The following is a 14,130-nucleotide window of genomic DNA, read 5'->3' on the forward strand; positions in this document are numbered from 1 at the left end:
CACTCGGGCGAGGGGTGCGGCGCGCTCGTCTCTTCCGGTGTTTGCCACAAGGTCCGCGAGAGCCCCCTACTCCGCCGCTCGCCGCACCGGCACGAAGCCGATCGGCTGGCGCTGCGGGCCCTCCTGCTTGAGGGTGCGCAGCATCGTCTCGTAATCCTGCTCCATCTCGGGCGTCACCGAGGGCCGCGTCTCGTGCAGCGCGGCGTCGAAATGCGCCCCCGTCACCTCGCTCGCCTCCAGATTCGCCCGCAGGGCCATCAGGCCGGCGCGCCGCGTCAGATCCTCCAGATCCGCCCCGGTGAAGCGCACCGTGCGCGCGGCGAGATCGTCGAGATCGACGTCGGGGCCGAGCGGCATGCCGCGGGTGTGGATGCCGAGGATGTGGCGGCGCCCCGCCGCGTTCGGCACCGGCACGTAGACGAGTTCATCGAAGCGGCCGGGGCGCAGCAGGGCCGGATCGACGAGGTTCGGCCGGTTCGTCGCGGCGATCACCACCACGCCCTGCAATTCCTCCAGCCCGTCCATCTCGGCCAGGATGGTGTTGACGACCCGCTCGGTCACGGCCGGCTCGCCGAGCCCCCCGCCGCGCACGGGTGCGAGGGAATCGATCTCGTCGATGAAGATCACGGTCGGGGCGACCTGCCGGGCGCGGGCGAACAGGCGCGAGACCTGCTGCTCGGATTCGCCGTACCACTTCGACAGCAGGTCGGAGGATTTCGTCGCCACGAAATTCGCCGAGGCCTCCCGGGCCACCGCCTTGGCGAGCAGCGTCTTGCCGGTGCCGGGCGGCCCGAACAGCAGGAAGCCCTTGGCCGGGCGGATGCCGATGCGCCGGAACGCCTCCGGATTCTTGAGGGGAAGCTCCACGCCCTCGCGCAGCTTGGTCTGCACCTCGCCGAGGCCGCCGACGTCGTCCCAGCCGACATTGGGCACCTGGATCATGATCTCGCGCAGGGCCGAGGGCTGCACACGCTTGAGCGCGTTCAGGAAATCCTCGCGGCAGACCTGGAGCTTCTCCAGGATCTCCGGAGGGATCCCCTCCTTGAGGTTGATCTGCGGCAGCACCCGGCGGAGCGCGTCCATGGCCGCCTCGCGGGCGAGCGCCGAGAGGTCGGCGCCGACGAAGCCGTAGGTGGTGCGCGCGATCTCGTCGAGATCAACGTTGTCACCGAGCGGCATGCCGCGGGTGTGGATGGTCAGCACCTCGCGCCGGCCGGGCTCGTCGGGCACGCCGATGACGATCTCGCGGTCGAAGCGGCCGGGCCGGCGCAGGGCCTCGTCGATGGCGTCGCGCCGGTTGGTCGCGCCGATCACCACGATGTTCTGGCGCGGCTCCAGCCCGTCCATCAGGGTGAGGAGCTGGGCCACGATGCGCCGCTCCACCTCGCCGCGGGCCTCCTCGCGCTTGGGCGCGATCGAGTCGATCTCGTCGATGAACACGATGGCGGGGGCGTTGCGCTGCGCCTCGGAGAAGATCTGGCGCAGGCGCTGCTCGGATTCGCCGTACTGGCTGCCCATGATCTCGGGGCCGGCGATGTGGAAGAACTGCGCCTCGGTCTCGTTGGCGACGGCGCGCGCGAGCAGGGTCTTGCCGGTGCCGGGCGGGCCGTAGAGGAGCACGCCCTTGGGCGGATCGATGCCGAGGCGCTGGAACAGCTCGGGATGGCGCAGCGGCAGCTCCACCATCTCGCGCACCTGATCCACCGTCGAGCCGAGGCCGCCGATATCGTCGTAGGTGACGTCGGCCCGGCGGGCCTCCTTGGGCTCCTCGAACATCGGCCGCAGCTCGACCTCGGTCTCGGCCGTCACCTGCACGATGCCGCGCGGCTGGGTCGAGACGACGACGAGGCGGATCTCCTGCAGGCCATAGGCCGGCAGGTTGAACATCGAGCGCAGCTCCGGCGGCACGTCGTCGCCGCCCATCCGCGACTGGACCGAGGTGGAGATCACGTCCCCGGCGACCACCGGACGGCGGTAGAAGGTGCGCCGCAGGGCCTCGCCCGAACCCTGGAGGCGCAGGTTCTTCTGCGCGGGCGCCAGCACGACCCGGCTCGCCGGGCGCACCTCGGCACGCTTGATCTCCACGTGATCGCCCGAGCCGACGCCCGCATTGACGCGCTGGAGGCCGTCGAGCCGGATGATGCTCAGGCCCTCGTCCTCGGAGCCGAGCGCGATGGCGAGCGCGGTGGTGTGGCGCTTGCCGATGATCTCGATCGCGTCGCCTTCCTGAAGGCGCAGGCTCTGCAGCACCGCCGCGCTCACCCGCGCCACGCCGCGCCCGACATCCTGCGCCCGCGCATTGGCGACCTGCGCCCGGACGGCGCCCGTTTCATCGGCCATGGTGACATCTCCCGCGCCGGCGCCTGGCGGCCGAGAGCCCGTCGTCGCGGGCCCTTTACCGGGCGAATGGATTACCCCGCTCGCCCGGAGAACGCCGGTTTCCGGGAAATGTTGCGCTGCCTCAGCCGTACAGGGTGAGGGTCCCGAGATCGCCGATCCGGTCGCCGGGCAGGAGCCCGCGCAGCGTCGCCGTCACGGCGTAGCCGTGATCGGTCCGCTCGAATCCGTAGACGTGGTAGCCGGCGCAGTGCTTGAGGGTCCCGCCGCGGGCGGAGGCCGAGGGCGCACCGATCACCGGCACGCGCCGCCCGTCCGGTCCGACCAGGAAGGCCACCGAGCCGACGTGGTTGTGGCCGTGCACGACGAGATCGGCCCCGACGCGGCGGATCATCGCCTCGAAGCCCGGGGAATCGGTGAGGTTGCGGCCCGGCAGGGCGCCGCCGACATGCGGCGGGTGGTGGATCATCACCACCCGGCAGGGGCGCTCGGGCTCGCGGGCGAGGCTCCCGAGCAGCGCCTCGACGGCGGCGATCTGGCGCGAACCCAGGCGCCCGCTCGCGACGAAGGGCGCGGTCGGGATCGCCGAGGACAGGCCGACCAGGGCGAGCGGCCCCCGGCGGCGCAGGTACGGGAAGGCGGATTCGCGCCCGGCATCGTCCCGGGTCCAGGGGCCGACCGCGCCGAGCAGGCCTTCGAGGGAGCCGCGCACATAGGCGTCGTGATTGCCCGGCACGAAGCTCACCGCCTCGGGCCCGCCGAGCGCCTCCATGAACACCCGCGCGGTCTCCCACTCGCTCGGCAGGCCGATGTTGCAGAGGTCGCCCGTGCAGGCGATGTGGTCCGGCGCGGCGGCCAGGAGATCGGCGACCAGCGCCTCCAGCACCGCCATGTCGTGGGTGAGGTGGCGCCCGCGGGTCCAGTTCACCCAGCCGGTGGCCCGCTTGCTGAGGAGCTGGCGCAGGCGGGGCTTCGAGAGCGGGCCGACATGCGGATCGGTCAGGTGGGCGAGGCGGAACATCGGGGGGAAACACCGCTCCGGCGAGCCGCGCGCGGGGCCCGGCCGGCTTATGTCCCAAGCGGGAAGCCGCCCGCAAGGTTCAGGCGCTGCCGATCACCACCCCGGCGAGCAGGACGAGCACGCCGCCCAGGATCACCTGAAGCGTCGCGCGCCAGAACGGCGTCGCCATGTAGCGGGTGCGGATGGTGGAGATGGCGAGCAGTTCCAGCGCCACCACGATCGCCGCGAGGACGGTCGCGATCGCGAAGGCGTTCGGCCAGCCATCCGGCACGAGGTAGGGCAGCGAGTGGCCGAGGCCGCCGACCGCCGTCATCAGCCCGCAGACGAGGCCGCGCAGGGCGGGCGAGCCGCGCCCCGTGATGCTGCCGTCGTCCGACAAGGCCTCCGTGAATCCCATGCTGATTCCCGCGCCGATCGAGGCGGCGAGGCCGACGAGGAAGGTCTGCCAGTTGTTGTGGGTGGCGAAGGCGGCGGCGAACAGGGGCGCGAGGGTCGAGACCGAGCCGTCGATCAGTCCCGCGAGGCCGGGCTGGACGTAGCGCAGCACGAAGAGCCGGTGGCGGGCCGCCGCCTCGCCCGCCGCGGCCGACTCGGTGAGATGCGCGGATTCCAGATCTTCCGCGCGGCGGCCGTGGCCGCGTTCCACCTCGGCGAGACGCGTGAACAGCCCGCGCACGTCGAGGTCGCGGGAGAGGTCCGCCGCGCGCTCGTAGAAGGAAGCCGCCTGGGCCTCCATGGCGCCCGCCTCCTGGCGCATCCGGGCCGGGTCGAGGCCGTCCCACCAGAAGGGGCGCCGCTTGACGAAGCCGCGCACATCCTCCCGCCGCAGGGGCGGCAGGTGCTGGCCGAAACGCTCCCGGTAGGCCGCCGTGAGCGCGTCGCGGTGGCCGCGCTCCTCCTGCGCCATATCCTCGAACAGGCCGGCGGAGGCCGGAAAATCCGGGCGCAGCTGCTCGGCGAAGCTCTGGTAGATGCGGGAATCCTCCTCCTCACTCGCGATGGCGAGGGCCAGCACCTCCCGCGGCGTGAGATCACCGAGCGCCTTCATCGACCGGCCTCCATCTGGAATGATTCCGATCTACACATTCGAATGATTCCAAACAAGCGAAAGGGGGCCATCCCGGACGCAGGCCCGGGCTGCGGGAGCCGCATGGAACGGCCGCGGTTCGTCCCGTCCACCTGCGGCCGAGCAGTGCCTGGGGTGAAGAGTTGCGCCGCGGCGGCCAAGAGCGGTAGAGGCGTGCGCATCCGGGACCTCCCATCCCGGGCCGCCGAATCGCGGCGGCCGCCGCGGCGTCACTCCCGAGGGTGTTCCGGTCGCATCGCCTCATGAGACCTCGCCCCGTTCCGCCCCTGCTGCGCGCCTACCATTACGGGCTCATCGCCCTCGAACCGGCTCTGGGCGGCCTGCTCGCGTGGCGCCGCCGCAAGGGCAAGGAGGATCCCGTCCGCCTGCCGGAGCGGGTCGGGCGTCCCGGCAAGCCGCGCCCGGCGGGTCCCCTGGTCTGGGCGCACGGGGCGAGCATCGGCGAGGTGCTGGCGCTGCTGCCCTTGGTGCAGCGGCTGACCCGGCGCGGCTTCACGGTGCTCGTCACCTCCGGCACCCGCACCTCGGCGGACCTCATCGCCGGCCGGCTGCCGCGGGGGGCGCTGCACCAGTTCGCGCCCCTCGACGCGCCCCGCTACGTCGCCCGCTTCCTCGACCATTGGCGGCCGGACCTCGCTCTCGTGGCGGAGTCGGAACTCTGGCCCAACACCATTCTGGCCCTCGACGCCCGGCAGGTGCCGCTGATCCTCGTCAACGGGCGGATGTCGGCGCGCTCGGCCCGCGGCTGGGAGCGCACCCCGGCCCTGGCGCGGGCGGTGCTCGCGCGCATCGCCGTCTGCCTCGTCCAGACGCCGGAGGAGGCGGAGCGCTTCCGCGATCTCGGCGCGCCGCGGGTGGCGGTCTCGGGCAACCTGAAATTCGACGCGCCGCCGCCGCCCGCCGATCCTGGCGCCCTCGCGCAGCTCGCCGCCATGGTGCGCGGCCGTCCGGTCTGGCTCGCAGCGAGCACGCATCCGGGGGAGGAGGCGGCGGTGATCGCCGCCCACAGGCACCTCGCCCCGCGCCATCCCGGGCTGCTCACGCTGGTCGTGCCGCGCCATCCGCGGCGGGGCGCCGAGATCATGGCGGCGGCCGCTTCCGCCTCCTTGCGCGCGTCGCGGCGGAGCGAGGGCGGCCTGCCGGACGGCCGCACCGACCTCTACGTGGCGGATACGGTGGGCGAACTCGGCCTGTTCTTCCGCCTCGCGCCCCTGGTGTTCATGGGCGGCTCGCTCGCCGAGCATGGCGGCCAGAACCCGATCGAGCCGGCGCGCCTCGACAGCGCGATCCTGCACGGGCCGCATGTCGCGAACTTCGCCCAGGCCTACGCGGTGCTGGCCGAGGCCGGCGGCGGCCTGCCGGTCACGGATGGGGCGACGCTCGCGGAAGCCGCGGGCCGCCTGCTCGCCGATCCGGCGCGCCGGGACGCCACGGCACAGGCGGCCCACCGGGCGGTGGCGGCCTGCGGGGGTGCCCTCGATCGCACCATGGCGGCCCTCGAACCCTTCATCTGCCAGATGAAGATCGCCGGCCGGCTCGATTGAGCATGCGCCCGCCCGGTTTCTGGTGGTCCGTTCCGCCCGCCCTGCCGGCGCGGCTTCTCGCCCCCCTGGGGCGGCTCTACGGACGCCGGGTGGCGCGCCGCATGGCCCGGCCGGGCGCGGAGGCGCCGCTGCCGGTGATCTGCGTCGGCAATGTCGGCCTCGGCGGCGCGGGCAAGACGCCGACGGCGCTCGCCGTCGCCGGGCTGCTGCGGGAGGTCGGGCGGAGCCCCGCCTTCCTCAGCCGGGGCTATGGCGGGCAACTGCGCGGCCCGGTGCGGGTCGATCCGGCCCGCCACGCCGCCGCGGATGTCGGGGACGAGCCGCTCCTCCTCGCGCGTGCGGCGCCGACGATCGTCGCGCGCGACCGCGTCGCGGGCGCCGCCCTGTGCGCGGCGGGGGGGGCCGGGGTGATCGTGATGGATGACGGGCTCCAGAACCCGTCCCTGCGCAAGAGCTGGTCGGTGGCGGTGTTCGACGCGGCGGTCGGCATCGGCAACGGCCTGCCCTTTCCGGCCGGGCCCCTGCGCGCATCGCTGGCCGAGCATTGGCCGTTCATCGACGCGGTCCTGATCATCGGCGCGGGCGCGGCGGGGGAGCGCGTGGCCGCGGAGGCCGCGCGGCACGGCCGGCCGGTGATCCGCGGGAGCCTGCGCCCCGATCCCGCGGCCGCGGCGGGTCTCGCGGGGCAGCCGGTGCTCGCCTTCGCGGGGATCGGCCGGCCGGAGAAATTCTTCGACAGCCTGCGGGCGATCGGCGCGGATCTCCGCGCGACCCGGGCCTTTCCCGATCACCACGCCTACGGGGCGGCCGACCTCGCCGCGCTCGAACGCGACGCCGCGCGCGCAGGGCTGCGGCTCGTCACCACCGAGAAGGACCGCGTGCGCCTGCCGGCGGGCGCGCCGGTGGCGGTGCTGCCGGTGAGCCTTCGTCTCGCGGACGCGGACGCCGTGGTCCTGCGCGCGCGTCTCGCCGCCCTGTTTCCGTGAGCCTCAGGGCCGGCCGGTCTCCTGCAGCCGCTGCATCGCGGCTTCCGGGCTGGCATAGGCCTCCTGCCGGGCGACGCTCCAGTAGCGCAGATCGTCGAGCGGGATCTCCGCGCCGGTCACGGCGCAGCGCACGAACCGCCCCGGCCGCACCACCTTGAGATTGCTGTCGCCGTACTCGACGACCGCCTCGCCCGATCCCCCGCGCTCGAACCGACCCAGCATGCCCCGCCTCCGTCTCCGATCGCGCGGTGTAGGCCGGAGCGGCCCGCCTGTCGACCGGTCCGCGTTCAGAGGCGGTAACGGATCTGGTCGGTCCAGAAGCGCTCCAGGCGGGCCAGCGACTGGTTCAGGCGCACGAAGTCGTCCTCGTTGATGCCGCCGATCGGCTGGATCGTCTTGGCATGCTTGTCGTAGAGGCCGCGCACGATCTCGTGGATCTCCCGGCCCTTCTCGGTGAGGCTGATCCGCACCGAGCGGCGGTCGGTCTTCGAGCGGGCGTGGTGCAGGTAGCCGGTCTCGACGAGCTTCTTGACGTTGTAGGAGACGTTCGAGCCGAGATAGTAGCCGCGGGTGCGCAGCTCGCTCGCGGTCAGCTCCTTGTCGCCGATGTTGTAGAGCAGCAGCGCCTGCACGCTGTTGACGTCCTCGCGGCCGCGCCGCTCGAACTCGTCCTTGATCACGTCGAGCAGGCGGCGGTGCAGCCGTTCGACCAAGTGCAGGGCTTCGAGGTATTGGTTGCGAACGGTCGGCTCGGCTTCGGGAGCCCGGGCCTGCTCGGCCACCTTCAGCGCCTGGTTCTTCATGGTTACGCCTCTCTGTACTGGGTGCGTTGGCGGTATTTCCCGCTCCGCTTATGCAGCCAACCTAGGCGGGCCCCGTGAATGTGGGTTTAAGCGACAGGCTAAATTCTCGATTTACCGATGAAGGTGAACTGACGATGAAGTCCGGGAACCGGGCCCGCGGATACTCCCGGTTCACCGTATCTCGCGCGACGCGAGCCAAGAGACCGTGAAGTACAACAGGACGATTGTTCCATCGAAAGCAAGGTTCGGTAAACTCATCGGCAGGAGCTGCGGCGTGAGCAGCGCCAGCACGAAGGCCGAGGTGGCGGCGAGCAGCCAGACCACGCCGCCCCAGGCGGTGGCGAGCCACAGCCCCACCGCCGCCAGGAGGTCGATCACCCCGAAATAGATGATGACCGCCTGCCGCCCGACCGGCGCGCCCTCGAAGGGCGGGGCGCCGGGCCGGGCGCCCAGGATCTCCGCCCAGGCGCTGAGCCCCTTGATCATCCAGATCACCGCGACGATGCGCATGAGCCAGACGAGGACCACGTCCCAGCGCGCGCCCTGCGGCTGGGGATTGCGCTCGATGCGGTCGCCCCCGTCCTCGGCGAGCGTCATCCCGGTTCTCGGCGGCGTGCGGACCTTGGACAGGGGGCGCATGTCAGCCGAACCGCGGCTCGTTAGGCAGCGGCGCGAAATGGGCCTCGACCATCTCCGGCGTGACGGCCTCCAGGCTGTCGGGCCGCCAGTGCGGGGCGCCGTCCTTGTCGATGAGCACGGCGCGCACCCCCTCGAAGAAGTCGTGGCCCTGGAGGATGCGCGTGACGATCCGGTACTCGGTCAGCATCGCCTCCGGGAAGGTCAGGGCGCCGCCCCGGCGCATCTGCGCGAAGGCGACGGCGAGGCTCGTGGGCGAGCGCGTCCGGATGGTGGCGGCTGCCCGGGCGGCGAAGTCCGAGCCCTCCGCCGCGGCGGCATCGAGCCGGGCCAGAACCGCGGTGACGCTCTCTGCCGAGAAGCACGAATCGATCAACGCCCGCTCGGCATGGACCGGGCCGGGGGGCACCGCCGGCCCCCGACCCAGCACCGTCTCGACGGGCTCGCCCGCGGCGAGCGCCTCGGTGATCGCGTCGAAGGATGCGGCGGGGGCTGCGTGGGTGGCGAGCCCGAAGGCGAGCCCGTCCCCCTGCCCCACCCGCTCGCCCGTGAGCGCCAGATAGGTGCCGAAGGCCCCCGGCAGGCGCGGCAGCGCGTAGGTGGCGCCGACATCGGGGAAGAAGCCGATGCCGACCTCCGGCATGGCGAAGGCGTAGCGCTCCCCGGCGACCCGGTGCGAGCCGTGCAGCGAGAGGCCGACGCCCCCGCCCATCACGATCCCGTCGATGAGCGAGATCACCGGCTTGCTCGAACGCTGGATCAGTGCGTTGAGGGCGTATTCCTCGCGCCAGAACGCATCGACCGCCGGCGGCCCGCCCGCCTTGGCCTCGTCGTGGATGCGCCGGATGTCGCCGCCCGCGCAGAAGGCCCGGCCGGTGCCGCGCAGCACGATCCGGGTCACGCCCCCGTCCGCGCTCCAGGCGTCAAAGGCCGCGCGGATCCGGCGGATCATCCCGAGATCGAGGGCGTTGAGCGCCTTCGGCCGGTTCAGGGTCAGCAGCCCCGCCGCGCCCCGCCGCTCGACCAGCACATCGTCCGAAGCGTCGCCCGTCATGGCCATCCTTCCTGATCCCAGCCGGAGACGCGTCGCCGGCTTGGTTCCCGACGTGCCGCGGCTCCCTGGACGGACGGCCGCGGACACGTTTCCGGAACCTGTCCTGCGCCGTTAACCGGCCGCCGGCCGGTGCGTCAACGCGACCGTCGCGCCAGGGCGTCGCTAGCCATGGCCCGAGGCGCTGCCGGCCATGGCCCGAAGGCGCTGCCAGCCATGCCCCCAAGACGCTGCCAGCCATGCCCAAGGCGCCTTGCCCACCGGGTTCCGGCGCGCGGGCGGAGTATGGTAGGCGTTCCTTAGAACAATGAGAGGGCCCGGCCCGGTCGGGTCCGGGAGGGTTCAGACTCCGATGCTCCAGATCCAGCCCTTCGCCGGGACCCTGGCCCGCGACACCGCCCGGTCGGAGACCGCTCCCGGCCTGAACCTCGCGCAGCGCCCGCGCCGGAACCGCAAGGCGGAATGGTCGCGCCGGCTCGTGCGCGAGACGACGCTCACCGTCGACGACCTGATCTGGCCGCTCTTCCTTATCGAGGGCGAGGGCCGCCGCGAGCCGGTCGCCTCGATGCCGGGCGTCGAGCGCCTCACCGTCGACGAGGCGGTGCGGGAGGCCGAGCGCGCGGCGCGCCTGCGGATTCCGGCGATCTCGTTCTTCCCCTACGTGGATCCCGCCCTGCGCGACGAGACCGGATCGGAGGCGCTGAACCGCAACAATCTCGTCTGCCGGGCGGTGCGGGCCGTGAAGGCGGCGGTGCCGGAGATCGGCGTCATCACCGACGTCGCCCTCGATCCCTATACGAGCCACGGCCACGACGGAATCCTGAACGACACCGTCATCGTCAACGACGAGACGGTGGCGCTCCTCGTCGAGCAGAGCCTGATCCAGGCCGAGGCCGGCACCGACGTGATCGCCCCCTCCGACATGATGGACGGGCGCGTCGGCGCGATCCGGGCCGGGCTCGACAAGGCCGGATTCCGCGACGTGCAGATCATGGCCTACGCGGCGAAGTACGCGAGCGCCTTCTACGGGCCGTTCCGCGACGCGATCGGCACCAACGCCACCCTGCGGGGCGACAAGCGCACCTACCAGATGGATCCCGGCAACACCGAGGAGGCCCTGCGCGAGGTCGCACTCGACCTCGAGGAGGGGGCCGATTCCGTGATGGTGAAGCCGGGCCTGCCCTATCTCGACGTGATCCGCCGGGTGAAGGAGGGGTTCGGCGTGCCGACCTTCGCCTATCAGGTATCGGGCGAGTACGCGATGATCGCCGCCGCGGCGCAGAACGGCTGGCTCGACGGCGAGCGCGCCATGGTGGAGAGCCTGATGGCGTTCAAGCGCGCGGGGGCGGACGGGATCTTCACCTATTTCGCGCCGACCGTGGCGGAGCGCCTGCGCGCGGGGTGAGAACGGCCTTCGCGCTCGCGGCGCTGTTGCTCCTCGCCGCCTGCGCCTCCGACCGCGATCCCGAGCGCGAGCGGGTCTGCCGCCGCGTCCTGCCCACGCTGGTGGCGACGGGCGGCAGCGTGCGCGTGCTCGGCGCCGCGCCCGGCCGCGCCCCGCGCAGCATCCGCGTCGATTTCGTGGAGGAGCGGGCCGGGCGCGCACCCCTGACGCGCTGGGCCGTCTGCCGCTTCTCGGAGATGAGCCGGACCGACCTCGCGGGCGTGACCAGCGACCGCGGGCCGGTGGGCGAGGCGGCGCTCTACCTGCTCAAGCACTATTATCTCGACACGCCCGACGCGGCGACGGCCGAGCCGGCCGGGGCCGGGTGAAGCCGTCGCCCAAGGGTGGGAAGCCCCCTCCCGCCTCGCGCCGCGCCCCGGATCGTGCTCGTATGCGGCGCGGCCCGGATGCGGGCGCATCCCGGAGCGAGCGGTGAGCGAATCCTACGCGATCAGTCCCGACGACGTCGCCCGGGCGGCCGAGACCATCCGCGGGCACGTGCTGCGCACGCCCCTCGTGCCTGCGCCGCGGCTGTCGGACCTCACCGGGGCGCGGGTGCTGGTCAAGCACGAGAACATGCAGGCGACCGGCGCCTTCAAGGAGCGGGGTGCGGTCAACCGGCTGAGCCGCCTCGATCCCGACGAGCGCCGCCGGGGCGTGGTGGCGATGTCGGCGGGCAATCACGCCCAGGCGGTGGCCTATCACGCGAGCCGCCTCGGGGTGCCCGCCACCATCGTGATGCCGGCGACGACCCCGCTGGTGAAGGTCGAGAACACCCGCGCCCACGGCGCCACGGTCGTGCTCGAGGGAGAGACCCTCGCGGAGGCGGCAGACGTGGTCGGCCATCTGGTGGCGCGCGACGGCCTCGTCCTCGTCCACCCTTACGACGATCCTGCGGTGATGGCGGGCCAGGGCACCGTCGCCCTGGAAATGCTGGAGGACGCGCCGGATCTCGACTGCCTCGTCGTGCCGATCGGCGGCGGCGGGCTGATGGCCGGCATGGCCGTCGCGGCCTCGCCCCATCCCCGGGTCGATCTCGTCGGCGTCGAGGCCGCGCTCTACCCCTCCTTCCGCAACGCCATCGACGGCGGCGCGCGGCCGATCGGAGGCCCGACCCTGGCCGAAGGCATCGCGGTCAAGACCGTGGGCCGGCTCACCCTGCCGATCATCCGCGACCGCGTGCGCGAGATCGTGCTGGTGGACGAGCCGCAGATCGAGCGGGCCGTGCACGATTACGCGACGCTCCAGCGCAGCCTCGCCGAGGGAGCCGGCGCGGCGGGCCTCGCGGCGCTCCTCGCACGGCCCGACCTCTTCGCGGGCCGCACGATCGGCCTCGTCCTGTGCGGCGGCAACATCGATGCGCGGCTCCTCGCCTCCGTGATGGTGCGCGAGCTGGAGCGGGAGGACCGCATCGTCTCCTTCCGCATGACCGCGAACGACCGGCCGGGCGTGCTCGGCCGCGTCGCCGGACGCCTCGGCGAACTCGGCGCCAACATCCTGGAGGTCTCGCACGGGCGCCTGCACCTCGACGTGCCGGCGAAAAGCGTCTCGATCGACGTCACCATCGAGACCCGCGGGCCCGGCCACACCGCCGAGATCCTCGGCACCCTCGCCGCGGAGGGGCTCGAGCCGCGCCGCATCGGGCCGCACGGGACAGCCATCACCGGAACCTGACGGCGGGCCCTTGAGCGGGGCGGATGCAAGCGCCACCTACATGCTGTGACGCGGCGCGAGGAGCGCGGACATGGCGAATTCTTGGCAGGGCAACGGCTGGCAGGGCCAGCAATGGCAAGGTCAGCCCTGGCAAGGCGCACCCGCGCCCGGCTACGGCGCGCCCGTCGTGGTGGAGCACGCCTCGCTGAGCCGGCGCTTCTGCGCCTATCTCCTCGACATCCTGTTCATCTTCGCCTTCACCTGTCTGCTCTGGCTGGCGATCGCCTTCATCGGCGTGATCACCTTCGGGCTCGGCTGGACGCTGTTCGCCATCCTGCCCGCGAGCGGGATCATCTACAGCGCCGTCACCCTCGGCGGGGCCTATCAGAGCACCTACGGGATGCGGATGCTCGGGCTGCGCGGCGTCCAGGCGGAGACCGGCGGCCCGGTCGACTGGATCACGGCCGGCGTCCACGCGCTCCTGTTCTACGTCGCGGTCTCCACCTTCCTGCTCTGGCTCCTCGACATCGGCATCGGCCTCCTGCGCGCCGACCGCCGCACCGGCCACGATCTCGTCGTCGGCCTCGCCATCATCCGGACCCCTTGAGGATTACGCCTCTGGACGTGGGGACAGGGATGAATTTCGCGGCTCGCCCGTGTGGACGTGTTGAGCCGCGAAGGTGGAATGTTATGGTGACAGCCGCGGTGTCCTCGTGCCGCCCCAGCAAGCGAACCGAAGCGTGACGAGCCACCCGCGCGACGCCCCCCAGTTCTATCTCACGGCGCCCTCGCCTTGCCCCTACCTGCCCGGGCAGCAGGAGCGGAAGGTCTTCACCCACCTCGTCGGCCGCCGGGCCCGCGACCTCAACGAGATCCTGACCCAAGGCGGCTTCCGCCGCTCGCAGACCATCGCCTACCGGCCGGCCTGCGAGACCTGCCGGGCCTGCGTCTCCGTGCGCGTCGTCGTCAACGACTTCGCGCCGAGCGCGAGCCAGCGCCGGATCATGCGGCGCAACAACGACCTCGTGGGCCAGCCGCAGCCGAACCGCCCGGCCTCGGAGCAGTACGCCCTGTTCCGCCGCTACCTCGACGCCCGCCACGGCGACGGCGGCATGGTCGACATGACCGTGCTCGACTACGCCATGATGGTCGAGGACAGCCACGTGGAGACGCATCTCGTCGTCTACCGCAAGCGCGGGCCGGACACGGCCATCAACGGCCGCGGGGTCGGCGGGCCGGTCGCGGTCTGCCTCACCGACGTCCTCTCGGACGGGCTGTCGATGGTCTATTCCTTCTACGAGCCCGCGGAGGCCGACCGGTCGCTCGGCACTTACATGATCCTCGACCACATCGAGCGGGCGCGGCTGCTCGGGCTGCCCTACCTCTATCTCGGCTACTGGGTCGAGGGCTCGCGCAAGATGGACTACAAGGCCAAGTTCGCCCCCCAGGAGCGGCTGATGCCGCAAGGATGGGCCCGGGTGGAGTGAGATGCGGGGCGCCGCGGGTGGCGCTTCGCGTTGAGCCCCTCCCCGGCCCATGCTACCGGCCGCGCATCCGAAGACGTCCTG

Annotated in this window: 14 protein-coding genes; 7 read left to right on the forward strand and 7 right to left on the reverse strand. The window is 72.4% G+C overall.

Annotated elements, in window-relative coordinates; all coding sequences use genetic code 11:
- Positions 1-66 precede the first annotated feature (66 nt).
- The 3 genes from ACE101_RS28955 to mbfA all read right to left on the reverse strand — a co-directional run bounded on the left by ACE101_RS28955 (position 67) and on the right by mbfA (position 4,406).
- Complete coding sequence (locus tag ACE101_RS28955; protein ID WP_379137284.1) at positions 67-2,340, reverse strand: CDC48 family AAA ATPase; 2,274 nt, start codon at positions 2,338-2,340, stop codon at positions 67-69.
- Positions 2,341-2,461: 121 nt separating this feature from the next.
- Positions 2,462-3,358: a metallophosphoesterase family protein gene (locus tag ACE101_RS28960; RefSeq protein WP_379137287.1), complete on the reverse strand. Its 897-nt coding sequence runs from the start codon at positions 3,356-3,358 to the stop codon at positions 2,462-2,464.
- Positions 3,359-3,437: 79 nt separating this feature from the next.
- Complete coding sequence (gene mbfA / locus ACE101_RS28965) at positions 3,438-4,406, reverse strand: iron exporter MbfA (protein ID WP_379137290.1); 969 nt, start codon at positions 4,404-4,406, stop codon at positions 3,438-3,440.
- Positions 4,407-4,687: 281 nt separating this feature from the next.
- Between mbfA and ACE101_RS28970 the strand changes: the two genes are divergently transcribed.
- Both ACE101_RS28970 and lpxK read left to right on the forward strand, forming a co-directional pair.
- Positions 4,688-5,989, forward strand: coding sequence for a 3-deoxy-D-manno-octulosonic acid transferase (locus tag ACE101_RS28970; protein ID WP_379137292.1), 1,302 nt, complete (start codon positions 4,688-4,690; stop codon positions 5,987-5,989).
- A gap of 2 nt (positions 5,990-5,991) precedes the next feature.
- Positions 5,992-6,975 carry a tetraacyldisaccharide 4'-kinase gene (lpxK, locus tag ACE101_RS28975; RefSeq protein WP_379137294.1) on the forward strand — a complete coding sequence of 328 codons (984 nt, stop codon included), beginning with the start codon at positions 5,992-5,994 and terminating at the stop codon, positions 6,973-6,975.
- Positions 6,976-6,978: 3 nt separating this feature from the next.
- Here the strand turns inward: lpxK and ACE101_RS28980 are convergent, their stop codons facing one another.
- The 4 genes from ACE101_RS28980 to ACE101_RS28995 all read right to left on the reverse strand — a co-directional run bounded on the left by ACE101_RS28980 (position 6,979) and on the right by ACE101_RS28995 (position 9,468).
- Positions 6,979-7,197 (reverse strand): DUF2093 domain-containing protein, encoded by a 219-nt coding sequence (locus ACE101_RS28980; protein ID WP_379137297.1) that lies wholly within the window; start codon positions 7,195-7,197, stop codon positions 6,979-6,981.
- A gap of 65 nt (positions 7,198-7,262) precedes the next feature.
- Entirely contained in the window at positions 7,263-7,778 is a 516-nt protein-coding gene (gene ldtR, locus ACE101_RS28985; RefSeq protein WP_379137300.1) for a transcriptional regulator LdtR, read from the reverse strand.
- 171 nt (positions 7,779-7,949) lie between these two features.
- On the reverse strand, positions 7,950-8,417 hold the full coding sequence (locus ACE101_RS28990) for a DUF6163 family protein (RefSeq protein ID WP_379137303.1): 468 nt from the start codon (positions 8,415-8,417) through the stop codon (positions 7,950-7,952).
- A gap of 1 nt (position 8,418) precedes the next feature.
- Complete coding sequence (locus ACE101_RS28995; RefSeq protein WP_379137306.1) at positions 8,419-9,468, reverse strand: enoyl-CoA hydratase/isomerase family protein; 1,050 nt, start codon at positions 9,466-9,468, stop codon at positions 8,419-8,421.
- 349 nt (positions 9,469-9,817) lie between these two features.
- Between ACE101_RS28995 and hemB the strand changes: the two genes are divergently transcribed.
- The 5 genes from hemB (at position 9,818) to ACE101_RS29020 (ending at position 14,049) form a co-directional block, all read left to right on the forward strand.
- A complete protein-coding gene (gene hemB, locus ACE101_RS29000; protein WP_379137308.1) occupies positions 9,818-10,870 on the forward strand; it encodes a porphobilinogen synthase in 1,053 nt (350 codons plus the stop codon).
- Entirely contained in the window at positions 10,867-11,238 is a 372-nt protein-coding gene (locus ACE101_RS29005; RefSeq protein ID WP_379137311.1) for a hypothetical protein, read from the forward strand. Before hemB ends, ACE101_RS29005 begins: the two co-directional genes overlap by 4 nt.
- A gap of 103 nt (positions 11,239-11,341) precedes the next feature.
- Positions 11,342-12,583, forward strand: a complete 1,242-nt coding sequence (locus tag ACE101_RS29010) for a threonine ammonia-lyase (protein ID WP_379137314.1) — start codon at positions 11,342-11,344, stop codon at positions 12,581-12,583.
- A gap of 70 nt (positions 12,584-12,653) precedes the next feature.
- The gene (locus ACE101_RS29015; RefSeq protein WP_379137316.1) at positions 12,654-13,169 is read left to right on the forward strand and encodes an RDD family protein; all 516 of its coding nucleotides are present in this window, start codon (positions 12,654-12,656) and stop codon (positions 13,167-13,169) included.
- Positions 13,170-13,302: 133 nt separating this feature from the next.
- On the forward strand, positions 13,303-14,049 hold the full coding sequence (locus ACE101_RS29020) for an arginyltransferase (protein WP_379137318.1): 747 nt from the start codon (positions 13,303-13,305) through the stop codon (positions 14,047-14,049).
- Positions 14,050-14,130: the final 81 nt, after the last annotated feature.

It is taken from the genome of Methylobacterium carpenticola, assembly GCF_042748905.1.
Classification (GTDB): domain Bacteria; phylum Pseudomonadota; class Alphaproteobacteria; order Rhizobiales; family Beijerinckiaceae; genus Methylobacterium; species Methylobacterium carpenticola.